Below are 21,030 nucleotides of genomic sequence, written 5' to 3'. Positions count from 1 at the left end.
TCTCAGGCGCGGGTATAGGCCGGATGGGGGTCGGCTTACCAGCGACGCTCGAACCGGCGACGCAGGATGATGGCGATGATGTTCATGGTCAGCAGGAAGAGCAGCAGGATGATGATCCCGCCCCAGGCCTTCTCGTAGAAGCTGACATCGGCGCGCGCGGCCCAGGTGTAGATCTGCGCCGGCATGGCCGAGTTGGCCTCGGTGAAGCCGCCGACGAACCCGTCGGGATAGCCGCGGGCGACGAAGCCCACCATGCCGATCAGCAGGAGCGGCGCGGTCTCGCCCAGTGCCTGGGCCAGGCCGATGATCGTGCCGGTCAGGATGCCCGGCATGGCCAGCGGCAGCACGTGGTGGAACACGGCCTGCATCTTGGACGCGCCCACCCCCAGCGCCGCGTCGCGGATCGAGGGCGGCACGGATTTCAGCGAGGCGCGGGTCGAGATGATGATCGTGGGCAGCGTCATCAGCGTCAGCACCAGACCGCCGACCAGCGGCGCCGATTGCGGCAGGTGCATGAACTGGATGAACACGGCCAGGCCCAGGATGCCGAAGACGATCGAGGGCACCGCGGCCAGGTTCGAGATGTTCACCTCGATCAGGTCGGTGAAGCGGTTCTGCGGCGCGAATTCCTCGAGATAGATCGAGGCGGCCACGCCGATGGGCAGCGACAGGACCAGCACCACGATCATCATGAAGAACGAGCCCACGACCGAGGCGCCGATGCCCGCGCCGCCGGGGTTGTCCACGCCGGAATCGGCGCCGGTGATGAAGTTCCAGTTGAAGCTCTGGGTGATGATGCCGGCATCGCGCAGCACGTCGACGAGATCGAGATCCGTTGCCATCAGGAAGCGGCTGTCCTCCAGCCCGTCACGCGTCACGCGGCCGTTCATGTAGCCATCGACCCGCGACGAGGCGGACATGGTGAAGCTTACCGGCTCGCCCAGCTTGTCCTCGTTCGCGCGGTAGAATTCGCGCAGGTTGCCGCCCACCTTGCCGAGGATGCGTTCGATCGCGTCCTCGTCGAAGGCCACCTCGACACCGTCCTCCACCAGCTGCTCGCGCAGCCCGGCGATGAAGAAATCGGTATAGGCGGCGGTCTTGAACAGCGTGCCCTCGGCCTCCTGGTACTGTTCTTCGGTCAGCACGAATTCCAGGTCGACCGTGGTCTCGGTGAAGGCCGGCAGGCCGTTGCGCACGATAGAGACGGCCAGCACCACCAGGAAGAACAGGCCGACCAGGATGGCCGCCAGGCCATAGGCCTTGAACCGGGCCTCGGCGGCGTTGCGCTTTTTCGTGCGTGCGTCGATCGTGTGGATCGAGCTTTTCCGCGACGGAGCGGCCGCGCCGCCCTGCATGCTTGCGTCGGTCATTCGTACTGCTCCCGGTATTTGCGCACGATGTAGAGGGCGAAGACGTTCAGCCCCAGCGTGATGACGAAGAGGGTCATGCCCAGGGCAAAGGCGACCAGCGCCTCGGGCGAGGCGAAATCGGCATCGCCGGTCAGCTGGCTGACGATCTTGGCGGTGACGGTGGTCATCGCCTCGAACGGGTTGAGGCTGAGCCGTGCCGCGGCCCCTGCCCCCAGCACCACGATCATGGTCTCGCCGATGGCGCGGCTGGCGGCCAGCAGGATCGCGCCCACGATCCCCGGCAGCGCGGCGGGCAGCACGACCTGCTTGATGGTCTCGGACTTGGTGGCGCCCAGCCCGTAGGAGCCGTCACGCATGGCCTGCGGCACGGCGTTGATGATGTCGTCGGACAGCGAGCTGACGAAGGGGATCAGCATGATGCCCATCACGATGCCCGCGGTCATCACCGCGGTGCCCGCCTGCATCCAGCCAAGCCCCTCGCGGCCGAAGACCGAGAGCAGCAGCGGGCCGACCGTCAGCAGCGCGAAAAGGCCGTAGACGATGGTGGGGATGCCGGCCAGCACCTCGAGCATCGGCTTGGCGATGCCGCGCACCCGGCGCGAGGCGTATTCCGACAGGTAGATCGCCGCAAAAAGCCCGATCGGCACCGCCACCAGCAGCGCCACGATCGAGATGTAGAACGTCCCCCAGAGCAGCGGGATCACGCCCAGCTCGGACGAGCCGCCGCGCCCCGAGAAGGACGGCGCCCATTCCAGCCCGAAGAAGAAATCCGAGGCCGGGTAGAGGCGGAAGAACTCGATCGTGTTGAAGACCAGCGACAGCACGATGCCGATCGTGGTCAGGATCGCGATCGAGGCGGCCGCGATCAGCAGCGCGCGCACCCCGGCCTCGACCACGTTGCGGGCGCGGAAGGCGGCCTGGCTTTCACGCAGGCCCCAGAGCAGGCCTGCCAGCGACAGCACGATCACCGCGCCGCTCATCAGCAGGCTGCCCGTGGCGTTCATTACGCGGTAATCCTGCGCGGCGCGCAGGATCGGTTGCGTGACCTCGGAGGTCACGATCTGCCCGGCATCCTGCAGGCGCTGGGTGATGTCGCCCAGATCGGCCCGGGCGCTGCGCGCGAACGCCTCGGTCATCTCGCCCGCGGCCACCAGCGCGTCGAGCCCTTCTGCGGTGCGGCGCACCTCGGACATCACCAGGCCCAGGTTCGCCCCGTCACTGATGGCGCTGTCGGGGATCGCGCCCGAGATCACGGTGTTGATGTAGAGCGGCTGGACCAGCAGCCAGACCAGCATCAGCAGAAAGGCGGGCACGGCCGCCTTCATCGCGACATTGGTGCCGTAATAGGATGGCAGCGAATGCAGGTCGCGGCTGTCGCCACCGGCGCTCTGAAGGGCACGCGACCGGCCCAGCACGTAGCCGACCGCCGCGATCGCCAGCACGATCAGGAATAGCCAGAGTAAAGGCATGTGCCCCCCGTCAGTCTTGGTTGTGGAAAGGTCCTAAAAGGAAAAGGGGGCGGCGGAATATGCCGCCCCCGTGGCATTCGGGCCAGGGGCCTGACTTACATGCCTTCGCCCATGGTCTCTTCGTTGGCCACGGCGGCCTGAGTCTCGGCCAGCTCGGGGTCGGCGACGAGGCCGTAGTTGGACAGCGGGCCGTTCGGGCCGGCGATCTCGTCGGCGACGAAGAACTGGGCGTATTCCTTCAGGCCGGGGATCACGCCGATATGCGCCTTCTTGACGTAGAAGAACAGCGGGCGCGACACCGGGTATTCGCCGGTCGAGATGGTCTCGGTGTTCGGCGTCACGCCGGACATGGTGGCGACCTTCAGCTTGTCGGTGTTGTTCTCGTAGAACGCCAGGCCGAACACGCCGATGCCGTTCGTGTTGGCGTCGATGCGCGCCAGGGTCTCGGTGTAGTCGCCGTCGATGTCGACCGACTTGCCGTCGGTGCGCACGTCGAGGCAGGCATCCTCGGCGTCGTCCTCGGACATGCCGGCTTCCATCATGGCTTCCATGGCGCCGGTCGATTCGCAGCCTTCCAGCAGGACCTTGTCCTCGAAGACTTCACGCGTGCCGTGCTTGGTGCCGGGGATGAACATGGCGATTTCCACGTCCGGCAGGTCGCTGTTGAACTCGGCCCAGCTGTTGTAGGCGTTGTCCTGCAGTTCACCGTCGACCAGAACCTGGTTGCCGATGGCGTTGTAGATGTCGGCCGGCTCGAAGGCGGTGAAGGCCGGGCCGTCCTGCTGGCTGGCGAAGACGATGCCGTCATAGCCGATGCGGACCTCGATGATGTCGGTCACGCCGTTCTCGGCACAGGCTTCGACCTCGGAGGAGCGGATGGCGCGCGAGGCGTTGGCTACGTCGATGGTGTTCTCGCCCACGCCTTCGCAGAAGCGCTTGAGGCCGGCCGAGGAGCCGCCCGACTCGACGACGGGCGTCGGGAAGTCGGTGTTCTCGCCGAAAGCTTCCGCCACGATCGAGGCGTAGGGCAGAACGGTCGAGGACCCGGCGACCTGCACGTTGTCACGTGCGGCGGCGGCGGTGGCCGAAACGGCTGCGATCGCCAGAGCGGAGGCGGTCAGTTTCACGGTCATAGGTTGCTCCCTGATTCAGAGGATAGGATCATCCCCGTGATGATCTCGAGCGCCCACTAGCAGGCCTGCGACAATGGTTTTGTGACAGGTATGTAACGGTTTTATGAAGCTGCGCGGATCATTGCCGTTTGCGCCACCATTGACGGGACCGGCTCGCCACATACGTGCGAGGACGCTCGCGCATCGCGTGCATGACGCTGGGTAAGGTGCTGGAATGTATCGGGAAATCGGCGCAGCGGTCGATCTGACCACGGGGGCCCGAGTCGCGACCGGATTCGCGTGCCCCGCCGGCGCGCGGCGCGCGACTCAGCTGCTTGGCAGCAGCAGGGTGACACACATGCCGTGGCCGATCTCGCTTTCGATCCGCATGCGGCCGCGATGGCGGTTCACGATATGCTTGACGATGGCCAGCCCCAGACCGGTGCCGCCCATCTCGCGCGAGCGGTGGTCGTCGACGCGGTAGAAGCGCTCGGTCAGGCGCGGGATGTGGATCGGGTCGATTCCCGGCCCGGTGTCGCGCACGCTGGCCACCACGCCCGATGCGCGCAGCCGCGGCTGGAACTCGGGCGCGCTCAGCGACACGGTGATCCGCGCGCCCGCCCCGGAATACTTGATCGCGTTCTCGACAAGGTTGGTGAAGACCTGCCGCAGCTGGTCGGCATCGCCCGGCACGCTGACCCGGCCCTCGGGCAGCTCGGTCACGATCTCCGAGCCCGCCTCGGCGGCCAGCGGAGCCACCCCGTGCACGGTGTCGCGCAGCAGCGCGGCCAGATCCAGCCGGTCGGTCGGGCGCACCCGCTCCTCGGCCTCGACCCGCGACAGCGACAGAAGGTCCGCGACCAGCCGGTTCATCCGGTGCGCCTCCTGCTCCATCACGTCGAGAAAGCGCGCCTGCCCGACGGGATCGTTGCGCGCCGGGCCCTTGAGCGTCTCGATGAAGCCGATCAGCGCGGTCAGCGGCGTGCGCAGCTCGTGGCTGACATTGGCGACGAAATCGCGCCGGATCTGGCCCGAGCGCGCCACGTGGGTGGTGTCCTCGAAACAGACCAGCGCCGCGGGGCCGCTGTCCAGCGTGACCGGCCCTGCGGTGACGCGGAAGGTGGTATCCTGCCGCCCGTCATTGGTCAGGTAGGTGGTGCTGCGGCTGGCGCGGTCGCGCAGGCAGCTTTCGATCGTGTCCAGCAACGAAGGCTGGCGCAGCGCCGTGATGAAGTGGCGCCCGCCGATATTGGGGCCCAGCAGCGTCCGGGCGGCCGCGTTGGCCGCCTCGATGCGCTCGTCATGCCGGATCACCACCGCGGGCATCGGGATCGCCTCGACCATCTCCGCGGTGACGGCCGTCATCTCAGCGCTCGCTGCGGGCCGCGTCCAGCCCGTCCTCGAAGGTGCCGATCAGCGCATCGGGATCCTCGAGCCCGACGGAGACGCGGAAGAACCCCTCGGTGATGCCGATCTTCTCGCGCGCGGCGGGCGTCAGCGCCCGGTGCGAGGAGGAGGCCGGGTGCGACAGCGTGGTGCCCACGTCACCCAGCGTGGGCGCAAAGGCGATGCCTTCGGCCGCCTTGGCAAAGGCGTCGGCCGCGTCGCGCCCGCCCTCGATCTCGAAGCTGACCATGTTGCAGCCCTGCCCGTGCAGCAGCGACTGCGCGCGGGCGGCCTCGGGGTGGTCGGGGCGCGTGGGATAGAGCACGCGGGTCACGCCTGCCTGCTCCGACAGCCAGGATGCCAGGCGCTGGGCATTGTCCTGCGCGCGCGCATAGCGCAGATCGAAGGTGGCCAGCCCACGCTCGGCCAGCCAGCAGTCGAAGGGGCTGGCCGTCATGCCGGTGGTCACGGCAAAGACGCGCATTTGCTGGGCCAGCTCGGGGTCCTTGGCGGCCACCCAGCCCAGCGTGGTGTCGGAATGCCCCGACAGCAGCTTGGTCACCGAGTGCAGCACGATGTCGGCGCCATGCTCGGCCGGGCGGATCGCGGCCGGCGTGGTAAAGGTGTTGTCCACCACCAGCAGCACGCCGCGCGCGGCACAGAGCGCCGCGATCCCGTCCAGATCGGCGATGCGCAGGGTCGGGTTCGACACGACCTCGATCAGCACCAGCCGGGTCTCGGGGCGCAGCGCAGCGGCGACCGCGTCGACGTCGGTGACATCGGCCAGCGTCGTCTCGATGCCCAGCCGCGGCAGGTCCTCGGCCATCATGCGCAGGCTGCGCCCGTAGAGCTGATCGGCGCCCACCACGTGGTCACCCGCGCGGCACAGGCCCAAAAGCACCGCGGCCACCGCCGCCATGCCCGAGCCGGTCACGATGCCGCCCTGCATCCCCTCCATCGCGTCGATCCGCTCGGCCAGCATGTCGGCATTGGGATGGCCCTCGCGGGCATAGGTGAAGCCCTGCGTCCGGCCCTCGTACTGGGCGTCCAGCGCCGAGGGGCTCTCGGAGGCATAGACCACCGAGGGCATGATCGGCGACACGACCGGGGCCGATACCCCGGTGCGGATGGGAAAGGGTCGTTGCAGGCTTTTCTTCATGGCGACTGCTCCTCGCTTCTTGTTGGTCGAAATCGCGTCGGGCCCGGGGCCCGTCTATGGTCGGGAAGTGTCGGGCGCAGGGCCCGTCATGGGGGGGATCGGTGCCGGGCTTGGCGGCCCGTCATCAGCCGATCGGCGCCGCGCCCGGTTGAGACCTATCTAGAGCGCCTCCAGCGTACGGGCGAACAGCGCCGCCTTTTCCTGGTAGTGCAGCGCGGACTGGCGCAGCCCTTCGATGGCCTCGGCATCCAGCTGGCGGATGATCTTGCCCGGCATGCCCATCACCAGCGAGCCGTCGGGGATCTCCTTGCCCTCGGCCACCAGCGCACCGGCGCCGATCAGGCAGTTCTCGCCGATCTTCGCACCGTTCAGGATCGTGGCACCCATGCCCACCAGCGAGTTCGCCCCGATGGTGCAGCCATGCAGCATCGCCTTGTGACCGATCGTGCAGCCCGGCCCGATCACCAGCGGATAGCCCATGTCGGTATGGCAGACCACGTTCTCCTGCACGTTGGCGCCGCCGCCGACGCGGATCTCCTCGTTGTCGCCGCGCATGGTGCAGCCGAACCAGACGCTGGAGGAATCCTCCAGCACCACCTTGCCGATCAGGTTGGCATCCGGTGCCACCCAGGCGCTTTCGGCGATCCGCGGCGCGACGCCGTCCAGGGCATACAGGGTCATGAGAGCTCCTCGAATTCGGTTTGCAGCCGGCGCACATGGTCGACCAGCCCGGGTTGTTGCAGCCGGCGCAGCCGGGTGGCCGAGACGATTGTCTGAAGCTCCGCGAAGGTCTTGTCCAGATCGTCATTGACCAGCACGTAATCGTAGCTGCCCCAGTGGCTGATCTCGTCCCAGCTTTTCTGCATCCGCTTGGCGATCACCTCGGGCGCGTCCTGCCCGCGGCTGATCAGCCGGCGGCGCAGCTCGGCGATCGAGGGGGGCAGGATGAAGATCGACAGCGTGTGCGGCCCCAGCGCCGAGTTCACGATCTGCTGCGCGCCCTGCCAGTCGATGTCGAACAGCACGTCGCGCCCCTCCGAGATCGCCGCCTCGACCGGCGCGCGCGGCGAGCCGTAGAAATTGCCGAAGACATGCGCGTGCTCCAGCATGCCGCTCTGCGACACCTCGCGGCGGAAGGTTTCGGTGCTGAGAAAGTGGTAATGCGTGCCGTCCACCTCGCCCGGGCGCGGCGCGCGCGTCGTGGCCGAGACCGAGAAGCTGAGCGTCGGGTCCCAGTCCAGCAGCCGCCGCGACAGGGTCGACTTGCCGGCCCCCGAGGGCGAGGAGAGGATGATCAGCAGGCCGCGCCGGATCATTGCCATGGGTCTGTCTCCGTTCTGCGGCGCATGCCGGGCTCACTCCACATTCTGGACCTGCTCGCGCATCTGGTCGATCACCGTCTTCAGCGTCAGCCCGGTCTGGGTCAGCCCGGCATCGCCGGATTTCGAGCAGAGGGTGTTCGCCTCCCGGTTGAATTCCTGCATCAGGAAATCGAGCTTGCGCCCCACCGGCCCGTCGCTTTGCAGCAGGGTCCGCGCGGCCTCCACATGGGCGCGCAGGCGGTCGATCTCTTCGGTGACGTCGGATTTGACCGCGATCAGCGCCAGTTCCTGCGCGACGCGGGTCGGATCGGCCCCCTCGGCGCCCTCCATCACCCGGGCCAGCTGCGCGCGCAGCCGCTCGGCCTGCTGCGGGGCGCGGGCCCGCGCGGCGGCCTCGGCCGCGTCGACCATCGCCGCGATCTCGTCCAGCTGGCGCGCCAGCACGGCCGTCAGAGCGGCGCCCTCGCTGCGGCGCATCTCGGTGAAGGCGGCCAGCACGCTGTCGAAATCGGCCAGCAGCGCGGCGCGCAGCGCCGCCATGTCGGTCTCGGCCGGCTCGGCGCTCAGCACGCCCCGCTGGCCGACGATCTCGGCCGCGGTCGAGGGCGCCAGCGACAGGCCGAGCGCCATGGCCTCGGCCTCGATCTCGGTCATGGCAGCCAGGATCGCGCCCATCTGCGCCCGGTCGAGATGCAGCCCGCCCGTCTCGCCCGCGGGCGCGATGCGCAGCGCGATCTGGATATTGCCGCGCCCCAGCACCTTCTGCGCGGCGGCGCGCACGGCCGGGTCCAGCCCCTCGATCCAGTCGGGCAGGCGCAGGCGCAGGTCGAGCCCCTTGCCGTTCACGCCGCGCAGCTCCCAGGTCCAGGCGTGACCTGCCCCCTCGCCCTGCCCGCTGGCGAAGCCCGTCATAGATTGCCGCATGCACACACTCCCGTTTCCCGGCCGGAGGTACCGGCTTGCCGGGGCCATGGCAAGCCGATGCCGGCGGCGCCCGGGCCGCGCCGGCGTTAACCCTTCGGTTACATTTGTGGCGATAACCGGGATGATTTCTGTTAGTAACAATTTAGCAATAAAGTTTAAGCAGCCTGTCTCGGAAGGGGCCCGATCAGCTGCCAACCGGAAGGAACGGACATGTCGGGCAAGGGTGACAGGGATGACCACGTGGTGTCGATGATGGATCGCGAACGGGCACGGCGCGAGGCGCCGCTGAGACAGGTCGAGGCCTATTGGCACGGGCTTTGCGCCGAGGGACAGGTGCCGGCCCGCAGCGCGGTCGACCCGCGCGGCATCGAGGATGCGCTGGAGAACGCCTTCCTGCTGGAACGGATCGCGCCCTCGATGGCCAAGATCCGTGTCGCGGGCAGCCACCTGTCGGACCTGATGGGGATGAACGTGGCGGGCATGCCGCTGGCCAGCCTGATCGTCCCGGCCGAGCGCACGCGCTTCGGGCAGGCGGTCACGCATCTCTTTGCCGACCCGGCGATCCTGCGGCTGGAGCTGCGCGCCGAGGGCGGCTTCGGCAAACCGGGGCTGGAGGCGACGATGCTGCTGATGCCGCTGGCCTCGGATTTCGGCGACCTGTCCCGGGGCCTCGGCGCGCTGGTCAGCCATGGCCGCATCGGGCGCGCGCCGCGCCGCTTCGTGATCCACGATGTCGAGATCACGCCCGCGCTGCGCCCCGGCGTGCTGGCCGCGCCGCCCGTGTCGGCCCCCGCGCCGCGCGCCACGGGCTTTGCCGAGGGGCAGGCGCCGTTCCGACGTCGCGCACGTCCCGACACGCCGACCCGGCGGCACCTGCGGCTGGTCGTGTCGAACGACGATTGAGACAATGCGACGGATCTTGCGGTGAGGAACCGGCCCGGCGTTAACACATCGGGTCGTTGATCCGTCTACCCTTCTCCGGCAGAGACGACCGGAGGATCCCCCGATGCACGATTTGCACGCCCTCGGGCTGCTGGATGGCCGCCCGGATGCGGCCTTCGACAGCCTGACACGGCTGGCCGCGACGCAATGCGCGGCGCCCGGCGCGCTGGTCTCGTTCCACGACGCCGCGACCGCCCGGCACGTGATCAAGAGCCTGTATGCGCCTGAACGGTCTGCCGCCGGGGCTCTTGCCAGCTACACAGATGCGCGGCTCTGGCCGCGTCTGGCGCGACAAGACGGGCTGGTGGCGATCGTCGAGGAGGTTTCGCCGGCCGATGGGCTGGCCGCTCTCGGCGCCGTCACCTGCCTCGGCGGGGCCGTGGAGCTGCCCGATGGCACGCCCATCGGCAGCTTCTGCGTCTGGCATGATGCGCCGCGCCGGTGGACCGAGACGGAGCGCGACCTGATCAGGGCGCTGGCCCGCTGCGCCTCGGAGATCCTGCGCCGCATGCTGGCCGAGCAGGACAGCGCCGATTTGCGCGCCGCGCAGGCGCGGTCCCGGGCAGAGCTGCACCGCTTTGCCCATGCCGCCGCACATGACCTGCGCAGCCCGCTGCGCGCCATCGCTAATGCGGCGGTCTGGCTGTCCGAGGATCTGGAGCCCGTGCTCTGCGACGAGACCCGCGCGCATATCGACCAGATGCTGAGCCGCACGGCGCGCCTGCACCGCCTTGTCGACGACCTGCTGGCCTGTTGCTGCCTCGATACCGGGGCCGAGGCGCCAGGGCGGATCACCGGGCAGGAAATGCTGGCCGCGCTGCGTGCGCAGACAGGCCCGCGACCCGGCCTGTCGCTGCACGCCGATGCCGCCTTCAAGGCGGCCGCGCTGCCGTCAGGGCCCTTGACGGAGGTGCTGCGCCGGCTAGTGGACAACGCGCTGACCTTTCACGACCGCGATGTCGGAACCGTTGGGCTGGCGCTGGACGACAGGGGCGAGGCCTGGCAGATCACCGTGCGCGATGACGGGCCGGGCATCGCCCCACGCCATCAGACACGCGTCTTCGACCCGTTTGCGCGGTTGTTCAGCCAGGACGCGGTGCCGGGCTCGGGGCTGGGTCTGACGATGGTGGAGCGGCAGGTGCGGCTGACCGGCGGGCAGGTCTGGCTGCATTCGGAGGGGCGCGGCACGGCGGTGCATGTCACCTGGCCGAAACCCGCAAACATGCGACAGGCCAAGGCGGACAGGCCGAGCAGCACGGCCCACGCCCAAGGCTGAGCCATGAAAGCACGCCCCGGCAGCGTCAGGCCGCCGGGGCGCAAAAGTTCACGCAGTCGCGACCTCGGCCGCCTTCTGGCGGCGCGCCGTCAGCTCCTCGGCGACGAGGAAGGCCAGCTCCAGCGATTGCGACGCGTTCAGGCGCGGGTCGCAGGCGGTGTGGTAGCGGTCCGACAGGTTCTCGTCGGTGACATCGCGCACGCCGCCGGTGCATTCGGTCACGTCCAGCCCGGTCATCTCGAAATGCACGCCGCCGGGGATCGTGCCCTCGGCCTCGTGCACGGCGAAGAACTCGCGCACCTCGCGCAGCACGCTGTCGAAGGGCCGGGTCTTGTAGCCCGAGGCCGACTTGATCGTGTTGCCATGCATCGGGTCGCAGACCCAGGTCACGGTGGCGCCCTCTTCCTGCACTGCCTTGATCAGGCGCGGCAGATGCTCGGCCACCTTGCCGGCCCCGAAGCGCGCGATCAGGGTCAGCTTGCCGGCCTCGTTCTCGGGGTTCAGCTTGGACATCAGGACCTTGAGATCCTCGGCCGTGGTGGTGGGGCCGCATTTCAGCCCGACCGGGTTCAGCACGCCGCGGGCGAACTCCACATGCGCGCCGTCAGGCTGCCGCGTGCGGTCGCCGATCCAGATCATGTGGCCCGAGCCGGCCAGCCACTTGCCCGAGGTCGAATCGCGGCGGCAGAGCGCCTCTTCGTATTCCAGCAGCAGCGCCTCGTGGCTGGTGTAGAACTCGACCGTCTGCAGCGTATGGGCCTGGTCGTTTGAGACGCCCGCGGCGCGGATGAAGTCCAGCGTGTCCGAAATCCGGCCCGCCATCTCGCGATACTTGGCGGCCTCGTCAGCCTCGGTGAAGCCCAGCGTCCAGGCGTGGACCTGGTGCACGTCGGCATAACCCCCGGTCGAGAAGGCGCGCAGCAGGTTCAGCGTGGCCGCCGCCTGCGTGTAGGCCTGCAGCATCTTGCGCGGGTCGGGGATGCGCGCCTCGGGCGAGAAATCGAGCTCGTTGATGATGTCGCCGCGATAGCTGGGCAGCTCGACGCCATCCTTGACCTCGGTCGGCGCGCTGCGCGGCTTGGCGAACTGGCCGGCCATGCGACCCACCTTCACCACCGGGACCTTGGCGCCATAGGTCAGCACCATGGCCATCTGCAGCATCACCTTGAAGGTGTCGCGGATCCCGTCGGCCGAGAACTGCTCGAAGCTTTCGGCGCAGTCGCCGCCCTGCAGCAGGAAGGCCTCGCCGCGGCCCGCGGCGCCCAGCTCGGATTTCAGCGTCCGCGCCTCGCCGGCGAAGACCAGCGGCGGATACTTGGCCAGCTGCGCCTCGACCGCGTTCAGCGCCGCCGCGTCCGTATAATCCGGCATCTGAACCCGCGGCTTGTTGCGCCAGTTCGATTTCTGCCAGTCGGTCATCTGTCTACTCCGGTCTTGCATCGGTGAGCGTTAACACCTGCGCGGTATAGCCAAGCGGGCGCCCGCAGACCAGACACGTTTTTCGCGGCATGTCTTGACGCTTTCGCGCGGATCTGCCCTGTTTCCGACCAGGCCGCCGCGAGACCCGCACCCGCCCGGCCCGCCTGCTCGCCAGAAGGACGCCGCCAGATGCTCCCAGCCGCCAAACGCCAACCCGTCGAGATCGACAACGCGCCGGCCAAGCCGCGCCGCTTCGTCTTCGTCCTGCTGGACCAGTTCACGCTGCTCTCCTTTGCCGCGGCGGTGGATTGCCTGCGGCTGGCCAACCGCATGTCGGGCAAGGCGCTGTTCGAGTGGCGTCTGATCGGCGAGGGTGGCGGGCAGACCTCCTGTTCCACGGGCACGACCTTCGTGCTGGATGGCGATCTGGATGAGCTGCACCGCGACGACACGGTCGTGCTGTGCGGCGGGGCCGAGGTGCAGGCGGCCTCGAACAAGCGGCTGCTCAGCTGGCTGCGGCGCGAGGCTCGCAAGGGCGTGACCATCGCGGGGCTGTGCACGGCGGCCTATACCATGGCCAAGGCCGGGCTGCTGGACGGCAAGCGCGCCACGATCCACTGGGAGAACCAGGACAGCTTTTCCGAGGAATTCCCCGACGTGGTGCTGACCAAGTCGGTCTTCACGCTGGACGGCAACCGGATGACCACGGCGGGCGGGACCTCGTCGATCGACCTGTTCCTGCAGGTCATCGCCGATGCCTTCGGCGAGGAGCTGGCCAGCTCGGTGGCCGACCAGCAGATCTATTCGTCCATCCGCACCGACCAGGATACCCAGCGCCTGTCGGTGCCGACCCGCATCGGCGTGCGCCACCCCAAGCTGAGCCAGGTGATCCAGATGATGGAGGCCAATATCGAGGAGCCGATCAGCCCCTCGGTCCTGGCCTCAGAGGTGGGCATGTCGACGCGGCAGCTGGAGCGGCTGTTCCGGCGCTACCTCAACCGCTCGCCCAAGCGCTACTACATGGAGCTGCGCCTGCAAAAGGCGCGCAACCTGCTGATGCAGACCGACATGAGCGTGATCAACGTCGCGCTGGCTTGCGGCTTTGCCAGCCCGTCGCATTTCTCCAAGTGCTACCGCGCACATTACGAGACGACCCCCTATCGCGAGCGCGGCGCCCACGCGACGCGCCTGTCGGTATGATCGAGACCGCCCGCCTGCGGCTGCGCCCGTTCCGGGACAGCGATCTCGAGGCGCTGCACGCGATCTTTTCCGACCCGAGGGCCATGCGGCACTGGGACCGCCCGGCCTGGGACGATCTCGACACCACGCGCCGGCTGCTGGCGGCCTATCGCTGCGACGCTCCGGAGGCGCACCTGGAATTCGCGGTGGAGCACGAGGGGGTGCTGATCGGCCGGGCGGGGATGTGGAAGCGCTACGAGATCGGATACATCCTGCGCCCCGATTTCTGGGGCCGGGGGTTTGGCCGCGAGGCGGTGGCGGCGCTGGTCGAGGCCGCCTTTGCCCGCTTTCCCGAGGCGCCGGAACTGACCGCCGAGATCGACCCGCGCAATATCGGCTCGGCGCGGCTGCTGGAGTCGCTCGGCTTCACCCGCCGCGCCCTGGTCGAACAGAATTTCGACTATGGCGGGATCGAGATCTGCGACACGGCCTATTACGCGCTGCCACGGCCCGGGGGTGCAGCGGGGTGAAAGGCCCTTCGAAGGGCCTTTCCGGACGCGATTTGCAAATCGCGTGAGAAGCGGCTTGCAAGCCGCTTGAAACAAGCCGTTTCGAAACGGCTTGCGCGCCGATCAGCCGTCTGTCGCGGGGGCCAGCCGGTAGAGCGCCCCCTGCCCGACGCTGAGGAACCACAGCGCCCCGTCCGGACCCTGCATCACGTCGCGCACGCGCTGCGTCTCGGGGCCCTCGATCCGTTCGACCTCGCGCAGGGGATCGCCCGAAAGCCGTGAAATGTAGTCGAATTTCAACGACCCCACGAAAGCATCCCCCTGCCAGTCCGGCACAACCGCGCCGGTATAGAAGGCCATGCCCGAGGGCGCGATGGAGGGATCCCAGTAATGCACCGGCTGGGCCATGCCGTCCCGCGCGGTGCCTTCGCCGATCTTGGAGCCGTCGTAATTCACCCCGTAGGAGATCACCGGCCAGCCGTAATTCACGCCGCGCTCCACCAGGTTGACCTCGTCGCCGCCGCGCGCGCCATGTTCGGCCACCCAGAGCCTGCCTTGCGGGTCCAGTGCGGCGCCTTGCGCGTTACGATGCCCGTAGGACCAGATCTCGGGCCGGGCGCCGTCCTGCCCGACAAAGGGGTTGTCCGACAGCGCGTCGCCATCGCGCGTGATCCGCAGGACGGAGCCGTTATGCATCGACAGGTCCTGTGCCTTGGGCGCGTCGCCCCGGTCACCGATCGTCACGAACAGCGTGCCGTCCCGCGCCTCGACCAGCCGGGCGCCGAAATGGAAACCGCCCCCGGTGCCGCGGGCGATCTCGAAGATCGTCCTGCCGTTCTGCAGCCGTGTGCCATCCTCGGACAGCTCGGCCCGGTAGACCGCGGTGCCGGAGCCGCGCAGGCCCTGCCGCTTGGCATAGGTGAAGAACAGCTCGCGCGACTGGTCGAAATCGCGCGGCACCATGATGTCCAGCAGACCGCCCTGCCCGTCCACGCGGATCCGCGGCAGGCCCGACAGCTCGACCGGCGCGGCGCCCGCGCCGAGCGCCAGCAGCCGCCCGCCCCGCTCGGTCACGAGGATCGTGCCGTCGGGCAGGAAATCGAACGCCCAGGGCGTGTCCAGCCCGCGCACCACCTCGGTCGCGCGCATCTCGCCGGCCGCTGTCTCGAGCGCTGCGACCTGCAACGGCATCGCCAGAAGCGCCAGCCCGGCGCAAAGCCCCAAACGGTGGTTCGTCATCGCCTTCTCCTGTCCAACACAGCCTGCTCACCTGCTGTGCATGTGGGGGCAACGTAGCGTAAGGCAAGGCGGCCACCTCTGCCCGCTCGGGTGAATGGGTCTTTTCTTTTCCGCATCTGCCGCCTACCCTCCGCTCCGGACGCAAGATCCAACAAGGGAGATTGATAATGAAAAAACTGCTACTGGCCAGCGCCGCCACCGCCCTGACCGCGGGCGCCGCCTTTGCCGCCGGCCACGCAAGCGAAGCCAAGATCGGCATCATCCTGGGCTTCACCGGGCCGATCGAATCCATCACCCCGGCCATGGCCGACAGTGCCGAGCTGGCGATCAGCGAGATCAACGAGTCCGGCAACTTCCTGGACGGCGTGATGCTGGCCCCGGCACGCGCCGACAGCACCTGCATCGACGCCTCGGCCGCGACCGCCGCCGCCGAACGCCTGGTTTCGGAAGGCGTGGTCGCCATCATGGGCGCCGACTGCTCGGGCGTGACCGGCGCGGTCCTGTCCAACGTGGCCGTGCCGAACGGTATCCCGATGGTGTCGCCCTCGGCCACCTCGCCGGCGCTTTCGACCGCCGAGGACAACGGCCTGTTCTTCCGCACCGCCCCGTCGGATGCCCGCCAAGGCGCCGTGATCGCCGAGATCCTGAACGAGAAGGGCGTCTCCGAGGTCGCGGTGACCTACACCAACAACGACTACGGCAAGGGCCTGGCCGATGCCTTCGCGCAGAGCTTCGAGGAAATGGGCGGCACCGTCACCCTCTCGGCGCCGCATGACGACGGCAAGGCGGATTACTCGGCCGAAGTCGGCGCGCTGGCCTCGGCCGGCGGCGAGGCGCTGATGGTGTTCGGCTATACCGACCAGGGCGGCAAGGGCATGATCCAGGCCTCCTACGACACCGGCGCCTTCGACATGTATGTCATGGGCGACGGCATGTATGGCGACACGCTGTTCCAGGAACAGGCCGAGGCGCTGGAAGGCTCCATCGGGACCTCGCCCTGGGCGCAGGGCGACGGCGCCGAGGCATTCGACACCGTGGCCACCGAGGCCGGCGTCGACGCGTCGAGCTCCTACACGCGCGAATCCTACGACGCCGCGGCGCTGATCGCGCTGGCGATGATGGCCGGTGGCGAGGCGAGCTCGGATGCCGTGGCCGCCAACCTGATGAGCGTGGCCAACGCACCGGGCGAGCCGATCCTGCCGGGCGAGCTGGGCAAGGCGCTGGAGATTCTGGCCGATGGCGGCGAGATCGATTATGTCGGCGCCTCGGGTGTCGAGCTGATCGGCCCGGGCGAAGCGGCCGGCAGCTACCGTCACTACATGATCAAGGACGGCGCCGCGGAAACCGTGGAATTCAAGTAATTCCCCGTCAAACCGAACAGCCCGGAACCCGGTTTCCGGGCTGTTTCAATAACTTGGACGGCGGAGTTCGACCGCCGCCACAGGGAGCGTATCCTTGATCAGGGTGGAAAATCTGCACCGGCATTTCGGTGCCTTCCGGGCCGTCGACGGCGCCAGTCTGGAGATCGCCAAGGGCTCGATCACCGGCCTGGTGGGACCGAACGGCGCGGGCAAGACGACGCTGTTCAACGTGATCGCGGGCGCGCTGGAACCGACCAGCGGCACGGTCATCATGGATGGCGAGGACATCACCGGCCTGCCCCCGCACGAGCTGTTCCACAAGGGGCTGCTGCGCACCTTCCAGATCGCGCATGAATTCAGTTCGATGACCTGCCGCGAGAACCTGATGATGGTGCCAGGCGGGCAGTCGGGCGAGCGGCTCTGGAACACCTGGGTGGGGCGCAAGCGCATCGCCGAGGAAGAGCGCGCGCTGGCCGCCAAGGCCGACGAGGTGCTTGAGTTCCTGACCATCTCGCACCTGGCCGATCACCCGGCCGGCGCGATCTCGGGCGGTCAGAAGAAGCTGCTGGAGCTTGGCCGCACCATGATGGTGGATGCCAAGATCGTGTTCCTCGACGAGGTTGGCGCCGGCGTGAACCGCACGCTGCTGAACACCATCGCCGACACGATCGTGCGGCTGAATGCCGAGCGCGGCTATACCTTCTGCGTGATCGAGCATGACATGGATTTCATCGGCCGCATCTGCGACCCGGTCATCGTCATGGCCGAGGGCAAGAAGCTGGCCGAGGGCACGCTGGACGAGATCAAGGCCAACGAGGCGGTGATCGAGGCCTATCTCGGCACCGGGCTCAAGAACAAGGAGGCGCTGGCATGACGGCGAGGACCGGACGCCTCCGGCGGGAGTATTTTCGGAAAGATGAAAGACGGGGGGCGGCATGAGCGGCAGCAACCCCTACCGGGACGACCGCGGCAACAAGGATGCCTCGATCACGCGGCGCGGCGGCGAGGGCACGGTGGACACGACCCGGCGCAGCGGGCCGATCCATCCCGACCCGGGCGGGCCCTTCCTGATCGGCGAGAACATGACCGGCGGCTACGGGCGCAACGGGCCCGACATCCTGCATGACTGCACCATTGCCGTCGACCGCGGCGAGATCGCGGTCATTGTCGGGCCCAACGGCGCCGGCAAGTCCACCGGCATGAAGGCGGTGTTCGGCATGCTGACGCTGCGCCAGGGTCACGTGAAGCTGGACGGGCAGGACATCACCGAGCTGACCCCGCAGGACCGGGTGGCCCAGGGCATGGGTTTCGTGCCGCAGACCTCGAACATCTTCACCTCGATGACGGTCGAGGAGAACCTCGAGATGGGGGCCTTCATCCGGACGGACGATTTCTCGTCCACCATGGAGCAGGTCTACGAGCTGTTCCCGATCCTGCGCGAGAAGCGGCGCCAGCCGGCGGGCGAGCTGTCCGGCGGGCAACGCCAGCAGGTCGCCGTGGGCCGCGCGCTGATGACCCAGCCCAAGGTGCTGATGCTGGACGAGCCGACCGCGGGCGTGAGCCCCATCGTCATGGACGAGCTGTTCGACCGGATCATCGAGGTGGCGCGCACCGGCATCTCGATCCTGATGGTCGAGCAGAACGCGCGGCAGGCGCTGGCCATTGCCGACAAGGGCTATGTGCTGGTCCAGGGGCGCAACGCCTATACCGGCACGGGCAAGGAGCTTCTGGCCGATCCGGAAGTGCGCAAGAGCTTTCTGGGCGGGTGAGCGGGCGGGCGGCCCCCGGGCCGCCCCGTCGCGTTTCCCCACCCGGGCCGGGCCGCGGAGGGACGCGCCCGCACCACCGACAAGGGCCGGCAAACGGTCCGCAGACATCAGTGAGGTGACACTCGCATGGACTTTCTCAACGCGCTGGTCGCGCTCAGCAATTTCGTCCTGATCCCGGCGGTGGCCTATGGCTCGCAGCTGGCCTTGGGCGCGCTGGGGGTGACGCTGATCTACGGCATCCTGCGGTTTTCCAACTTCGCCCATGGCGACACGATGGCCTTCGGCACGATGACGGTGATCCTGTTCACCTGGCTGTTCCAGTCCTGGGGCATCAGCCTGGGCCCGCTGCCCACGGCGCTCCTGGCCATTCCCTTCGGCATCGCGGCCACGGCGGTGCTGGTGCTGGCCACCGACCGCGTGGTCTACCGGTTCTACCGGGCGCAGAAGGCCAAGCCGGTGGTCTTCGTGATCGTCTCGATCGGGGTGATGTTCATCTATAACGGGCTGACGCGCTTCGTGCTGGGGGCGGATGACCAGCGCTTTGCCGATGGCGAGCGCTTCATCATCAACGTGCGCGAGTTCCGCGAGCTGACGGGCCTGTCCGAGGGGCTGGGCATCAAGACCACGCAGGGCATCACGGTGATCACTGCGGTGATCGTGGTGGCGGTGCTGTTCTGGTTCCTCAACAGCACGCGCACGGGCAAGTCCATGCGCGCTTATTCCGACAACGAGGACCTGGCGCTGCTCTCGGGCATCAACCCCGAGCGTGTGGTCATGGTGACCTGGCTGATCGTGGCGGCGCTGATCACCGTGGCCGGCACGCTGTATGGCCTCGACAAGAGCTACAAGCCCTTCACCTATTTCCAGCTGCTGCTGCCGATCTTCGCCTCGGCCATCGTGGGCGGGCTCGGCTCGCCGCTGGGGGCGATCGCGGGCGGCTTCGTCATCGCCTTCTCCGAGGTGGGCATCACCTATGCCTGGAAGAAGGTGCTGGGCTACCTGCTGCCCGAAAGCCTCGAGCCCTCGGGGCTCGTCCAGCTGCTGGCGACCGAGTACAAGTTCGCGGTCAGCTTCATCATCCTCGTCGCGGTGCTTCTGTTCCGCCCGACGGGCCTGTTCCGGGGGAAATCGGTATGAACCAGCCTGTGCGCACGATTTCGCTCTTCGCCCTCGTGGCGTTGCTCATCCTGATGACCGGCTTCCTGCAGAGCTGGGACCTTGCGCTGGTTATCCTGAACATGGGGCTCGTCAGCGCGGTGATGTCGCTGGGCGTGAACCTGCAATGGGGGATCGCGGGGCTGTTCAATGTCGGTGTCATGGGGTTCGTGGCGCTGGGTGGCCTTGCCGTGGTGCTGACCTCGGTCGCGCCGGTGGGCGAGGCCTGGGCCGCGGGCGGCTTCCGCGCCATCGGCGCGCTGGTGATCGGCGCCGGGGTGATCGTGGCCACGGTCAAGCTCTGGTCGCGCGGGGTCAATCGCTGGCTCATCGCGGCCTGGTTCGTGGCGGGCTTTGTGATCTACCGCCTCGTGCGTGACCCGGCCGTGGATGCGATCGAGGCGGTCAATCCGGCCGGCACCGGCTTTCTCGGCGGGCTGGGCCTGCCGGTGATCCTGTCCTGGCCGGTGGGCGGGCTGCTGGCCGCGGGCGCGGCCTGGATCATCGGCAAGACGGCGCTGGGTCTGCGCTCGGACTACCTCGCCATCGCGACGCTGGGCATTTCCGAGATCATCATCGCCATCCTGAAGAACGAGGAGTGGATGTCGCGCGGGGTGAAGAACGTGACCGGCCTGCCCCGCCCGGTGCCTTACGAGATCGACCTGCAGCAGGATCCCGGCTTCATCGAGCGGGCGGCCAGCTGGGGGCTGGATCCCACCACCGCCTCGACGCTTTATGTCAAGCTGGGCTACTCGCTGCTCTTCGCGGCGGTGCTGGTCATCCTGCTGGTGCTGGCGCAGCTGGCGCTGAACTCGCCCTGGGGCCGCATGATGCGCGCCATCCGCGACAACGAGACCTCGGCCCGGGCCATGGGCAAGAACGTCACCTATCGCCATCTGCAGGTCTTCGTGCTGGGCTCGGCCATCTGCGGGATAGCCGGGGCCATGATGACCACGCTGGACGGGCTGATCACGCCGACCAGCTACCAGCCGCTGCGCTACACCTTCCTGATCTGGGTGATGGTGATCGTGGGCGGCTCGGGCAACAACCTGGGCGCGGTGCTGGGCGGCTTCCTGATCTGGTTCCTCTGGGTGCAGGTGGAAACCGTGGGGCCGCAATTCATGATCTGGGCGACCAGCGCCCTGCCCGAGGGCTCGGCCGTCAAGGCGCACCTGCTGGACAGCGTGCAGCACATGCGGCTGCTGACCATGGGGGTGGTGCTGCTCTGCGTGCTGCGCTTCAGCCCGCGCGGATTGCTGCCGGAACGCTAAGGGCCAAGGGGAAAGGATGAAGGGGGCGTTGCCCCCTCGCCGCATCCGCGGCTCACCCCCGAGTATTTCGGGAAAGATGAAAGACGCGGAAGCCGGTTGTCTTTCATCTTTCCGACAAATACTCGGGGGAGGCGCGCAGCGCCGGGGGCGAAGCCCCTAGAACGCAGG

19 protein-coding genes are annotated in these 21,030 nt (G+C 68.2%); 9 read left to right on the top strand and 10 right to left on the bottom strand.

Features of this window, described 5'->3' with window-relative positions; genetic code table 11:
- Positions 1–35 precede the first annotated feature (35 nt).
- The 8 genes from pstA to AVJ23_RS07765 form a co-directional block, all read right to left on the bottom strand.
- On the bottom strand, positions 36–1,370 hold the full coding sequence (gene pstA / locus AVJ23_RS07800; protein WP_058861592.1) for a phosphate ABC transporter permease PstA: 1,335 nt from the start codon (positions 1,368–1,370) through the stop codon (positions 36–38).
- Positions 1,367–2,839, bottom strand: coding sequence for a phosphate ABC transporter permease subunit PstC (gene pstC, locus AVJ23_RS07795; protein ID WP_058861591.1), 1,473 nt, complete (start codon positions 2,837–2,839; stop codon positions 1,367–1,369). Before pstC ends, pstA begins: the two co-directional genes overlap by 4 nt.
- A 95-nt stretch (positions 2,840–2,934) precedes the next feature.
- Complete coding sequence (locus AVJ23_RS07790; protein ID WP_058861590.1) at positions 2,935–3,972, bottom strand: substrate-binding domain-containing protein; 1,038 nt, start codon at positions 3,970–3,972, stop codon at positions 2,935–2,937.
- Positions 3,973–4,278: 306 nt separating this feature from the next.
- Positions 4,279–5,316 (bottom strand): ATP-binding protein, encoded by a 1,038-nt coding sequence (locus tag AVJ23_RS07785; protein WP_058861589.1) that lies wholly within the window; start codon positions 5,314–5,316, stop codon positions 4,279–4,281.
- Between the two features lies 1 nt (position 5,317).
- Entirely contained in the window at positions 5,318–6,496 is a 1,179-nt protein-coding gene (locus tag AVJ23_RS07780) for a trans-sulfuration enzyme family protein (RefSeq protein WP_058861588.1), read from the bottom strand.
- Positions 6,497–6,655: 159 nt separating this feature from the next.
- Positions 6,656–7,177 carry a gamma carbonic anhydrase family protein gene (locus AVJ23_RS07775; RefSeq protein ID WP_058861587.1) on the bottom strand — a complete coding sequence of 174 codons (522 nt, stop codon included), beginning with the start codon at positions 7,175–7,177 and terminating at the stop codon, positions 6,656–6,658.
- Positions 7,174–7,812, bottom strand: coding sequence for a guanylate kinase (gene gmk, locus AVJ23_RS07770; RefSeq protein ID WP_099045484.1), 639 nt, complete (start codon positions 7,810–7,812; stop codon positions 7,174–7,176). Before gmk ends, AVJ23_RS07775 begins: the two co-directional genes overlap by 4 nt.
- Before the next feature lie 39 nt (positions 7,813–7,851).
- Entirely contained in the window at positions 7,852–8,742 is an 891-nt protein-coding gene (locus tag AVJ23_RS07765; RefSeq protein WP_058861585.1) for a YicC/YloC family endoribonuclease, read from the bottom strand.
- Between the two features lie 210 nt (positions 8,743–8,952).
- Here AVJ23_RS07765 and AVJ23_RS07760 point away from each other — a divergent pair, with 210 nt between their 5' ends.
- Positions 8,953–9,645 (top strand): PAS domain-containing protein, encoded by a 693-nt coding sequence (locus AVJ23_RS07760; RefSeq protein ID WP_058861584.1) that lies wholly within the window; start codon positions 8,953–8,955, stop codon positions 9,643–9,645.
- Between the two features lie 103 nt (positions 9,646–9,748).
- On the top strand, positions 9,749–10,960 hold the full coding sequence (locus AVJ23_RS07755) for a sensor histidine kinase (protein ID WP_058861583.1): 1,212 nt from the start codon (positions 9,749–9,751) through the stop codon (positions 10,958–10,960).
- 48 nt (positions 10,961–11,008) lie between these two features.
- On the opposite strand, the gene AVJ23_RS07750 is transcribed toward AVJ23_RS07755, so the two are convergent.
- On the bottom strand, positions 11,009–12,379 hold the full coding sequence (locus AVJ23_RS07750; RefSeq protein WP_058861582.1) for a class II 3-deoxy-7-phosphoheptulonate synthase: 1,371 nt from the start codon (positions 12,377–12,379) through the stop codon (positions 11,009–11,011).
- A 189-nt stretch (positions 12,380–12,568) separates the two neighbouring features.
- On the opposite strand from AVJ23_RS07750, the gene AVJ23_RS07745 reads away from it, so the two are divergent.
- Entirely contained in the window at positions 12,569–13,579 is a 1,011-nt protein-coding gene (locus tag AVJ23_RS07745) for a GlxA family transcriptional regulator (protein ID WP_058861581.1), read from the top strand.
- Complete coding sequence (locus AVJ23_RS07740) at positions 13,576–14,088, top strand: GNAT family N-acetyltransferase (protein ID WP_058861580.1); 513 nt, start codon at positions 13,576–13,578, stop codon at positions 14,086–14,088. Before AVJ23_RS07745 ends, AVJ23_RS07740 begins: the two co-directional genes overlap by 4 nt.
- A 102-nt stretch (positions 14,089–14,190) precedes the next feature.
- Here the strand turns inward: AVJ23_RS07740 and AVJ23_RS07735 are convergent, their stop codons facing one another.
- Positions 14,191–15,306, bottom strand: a complete 1,116-nt coding sequence (locus AVJ23_RS07735; protein ID WP_084794369.1) for a PQQ-dependent sugar dehydrogenase — start codon at positions 15,304–15,306, stop codon at positions 14,191–14,193.
- Positions 15,307–15,473: 167 nt separating this feature from the next.
- Between AVJ23_RS07735 and AVJ23_RS07730 the strand changes: the two genes are divergently transcribed.
- From AVJ23_RS07730 to AVJ23_RS07710, 5 genes are all read left to right on the top strand, one after another.
- A complete protein-coding gene (locus AVJ23_RS07730; protein WP_058861579.1) occupies positions 15,474–16,667 on the top strand; it encodes an ABC transporter substrate-binding protein in 1,194 nt (397 codons plus the stop codon).
- A gap of 94 nt (positions 16,668–16,761) precedes the next feature.
- Complete coding sequence (locus tag AVJ23_RS07725) at positions 16,762–17,541, top strand: ABC transporter ATP-binding protein (protein ID WP_058861578.1); 780 nt, start codon at positions 16,762–16,764, stop codon at positions 17,539–17,541.
- A gap of 61 nt (positions 17,542–17,602) precedes the next feature.
- Complete coding sequence (locus AVJ23_RS07720; RefSeq protein WP_084794367.1) at positions 17,603–18,436, top strand: ABC transporter ATP-binding protein; 834 nt, start codon at positions 17,603–17,605, stop codon at positions 18,434–18,436.
- A gap of 126 nt (positions 18,437–18,562) precedes the next feature.
- The gene (locus tag AVJ23_RS07715; RefSeq protein ID WP_058861577.1) at positions 18,563–19,573 is read left to right on the top strand and encodes a branched-chain amino acid ABC transporter permease; all 1,011 of its coding nucleotides are present in this window, start codon (positions 18,563–18,565) and stop codon (positions 19,571–19,573) included.
- Positions 19,570–20,862: a branched-chain amino acid ABC transporter permease gene (locus AVJ23_RS07710; RefSeq protein ID WP_205626841.1), complete on the top strand. Its 1,293-nt coding sequence runs from the start codon at positions 19,570–19,572 to the stop codon at positions 20,860–20,862. Before AVJ23_RS07715 ends, AVJ23_RS07710 begins: the two co-directional genes overlap by 4 nt.
- Positions 20,863–21,030: the final 168 nt, after the last annotated feature.

It is taken from the genome of Pseudoponticoccus marisrubri, assembly GCF_001482405.1.
GTDB lineage: Bacteria > Pseudomonadota > Alphaproteobacteria > Rhodobacterales > Rhodobacteraceae > Pseudoponticoccus > Pseudoponticoccus marisrubri.
The sequence above is the reverse complement of the archived record's forward strand: the minus strand, read 5'-3'. Positions and strand labels throughout refer to the sequence as shown.

Coding starts and splice junctions, on each gene's coding strand:
- pstA (WP_058861592.1), bottom strand. CDS start 1,370: ATGACCGACGCAAGCATGCAGGGCGGCGCGGCCGCTCCGTCGCGGAAA.
- pstC (WP_058861591.1), bottom strand. CDS start 2,839: ATGCCTTTACTCTGGCTATTCCTGATCGTGCTGGCGATCGCGGCGGTC.
- AVJ23_RS07790 (WP_058861590.1), bottom strand. CDS start 3,972: ATGACCGTGAAACTGACCGCCTCCGCTCTGGCGATCGCAGCCGTTTCG.
- AVJ23_RS07785 (WP_058861589.1), bottom strand. CDS start 5,316: ATGACGGCCGTCACCGCGGAGATGGTCGAGGCGATCCCGATGCCCGCG.
- AVJ23_RS07780 (WP_058861588.1), bottom strand. CDS start 6,496: ATGAAGAAAAGCCTGCAACGACCCTTTCCCATCCGCACCGGGGTATCG.
- AVJ23_RS07775 (WP_058861587.1), bottom strand. CDS start 7,177: ATGACCCTGTATGCCCTGGACGGCGTCGCGCCGCGGATCGCCGAAAGC.
- gmk (WP_099045484.1), bottom strand. CDS start 7,812: ATGATCCGGCGCGGCCTGCTGATCATCCTCTCCTCGCCCTCGGGGGCC.
- AVJ23_RS07765 (WP_058861585.1), bottom strand. CDS start 8,742: ATGCGGCAATCTATGACGGGCTTCGCCAGCGGGCAGGGCGAGGGGGCA.
- AVJ23_RS07760 (WP_058861584.1), top strand. CDS start 8,953: ATGTCGGGCAAGGGTGACAGGGATGACCACGTGGTGTCGATGATGGAT.
- AVJ23_RS07755 (WP_058861583.1), top strand. CDS start 9,749: ATGCACGATTTGCACGCCCTCGGGCTGCTGGATGGCCGCCCGGATGCG.
- AVJ23_RS07750 (WP_058861582.1), bottom strand. CDS start 12,379: ATGACCGACTGGCAGAAATCGAACTGGCGCAACAAGCCGCGGGTTCAG.
- AVJ23_RS07745 (WP_058861581.1), top strand. CDS start 12,569: ATGCTCCCAGCCGCCAAACGCCAACCCGTCGAGATCGACAACGCGCCG.
- AVJ23_RS07740 (WP_058861580.1), top strand. CDS start 13,576: ATGATCGAGACCGCCCGCCTGCGGCTGCGCCCGTTCCGGGACAGCGAT.
- AVJ23_RS07735 (WP_084794369.1), bottom strand. CDS start 15,306: ATGACGAACCACCGTTTGGGGCTTTGCGCCGGGCTGGCGCTTCTGGCG.
- AVJ23_RS07730 (WP_058861579.1), top strand. CDS start 15,474: ATGAAAAAACTGCTACTGGCCAGCGCCGCCACCGCCCTGACCGCGGGC.
- AVJ23_RS07720 (WP_084794367.1), top strand. CDS start 17,603: ATGAGCGGCAGCAACCCCTACCGGGACGACCGCGGCAACAAGGATGCC.
- AVJ23_RS07715 (WP_058861577.1), top strand. CDS start 18,563: ATGGACTTTCTCAACGCGCTGGTCGCGCTCAGCAATTTCGTCCTGATC.
- AVJ23_RS07710 (WP_205626841.1), top strand. CDS start 19,570: ATGAACCAGCCTGTGCGCACGATTTCGCTCTTCGCCCTCGTGGCGTTG.